This window comes from Methylobacterium sp. WL18, assembly GCF_008040015.1.
GTDB classification, from domain to species: Bacteria; Pseudomonadota; Alphaproteobacteria; order Rhizobiales; family Beijerinckiaceae; genus Methylobacterium; species Methylobacterium mesophilicum.
Window position 1 is genome coordinate 1 of the sequence record NZ_VRVD01001247.1, and the last position, 587, is coordinate 587.

At 75.1% G+C, this 587-nt stretch carries 2 protein-coding genes; both read right to left on the reverse strand.

Annotation, left to right across the window (positions count from 1 at the left end; genetic code table 11):
- On the reverse strand, window positions 1–406 hold a 406-nt coding region (locus FV228_RS32125), incomplete at its 3' end, for an NAD(P)-binding domain-containing protein (protein ID WP_187278009.1).
- A partial coding sequence (locus FV228_RS32130; protein ID WP_147858006.1) for a GNAT family protein occupies window positions 403–587 on the reverse strand: 185 nt, incomplete at its 5' end. The genes FV228_RS32125 and FV228_RS32130, both read right to left, overlap by 4 nt.

The window sequence follows — 587 nt, forward strand, 5'->3', positions numbered from 1 at the left end:
GGCCGGACAGGACCGCCACCGGCGTTCCCGGGGGCAGGACCGCTTCGGCCACCGCACTCAAAAAACTGTCGCTGCCGCGCTCGATGCCCTTGGCGCAGAGGATCACCGGCCCGGCCGAGGCGAGGGGGGCGCGCAGGGCCTCCAGCACGCCACGCACGGTCTGGGCGGGCACGACCAGCAGGGTCGCCCGGGCGCCCGCGAGTTTTTCGGAGAGCGCTGTGGCGTGGATGCCAGCTTGGAGCGGCACGCCCGGCAGGTAGCCCGGGTTTTCCCGGTGGGCCTCGAGCCTGGCGGCGGCTTCCGGGTCGCGCAGCCAGAGGGTCACGGGATGCCCGGCGGCCGCGGCCGCGTTGGCCAGCGCCGTGCCCCAGGCACCGCCGCCGACGACGTTGATGGGTGCGCTCATGCCGAAACCCCCGCCTGTTCGAGCCGATACAGCACGTGGCTGCGCAGCGGCCCCTCCGGCACCGCCGGATGCGCGAACGTGCCCGCCCGCACCATGCCGAGGCGCTCCATCACCGCCTGCGAGCGGCGGTTGCCGGACGCGGCATACGCCACGACCGCCCGGATGCCGCAGCGCCCGGCGA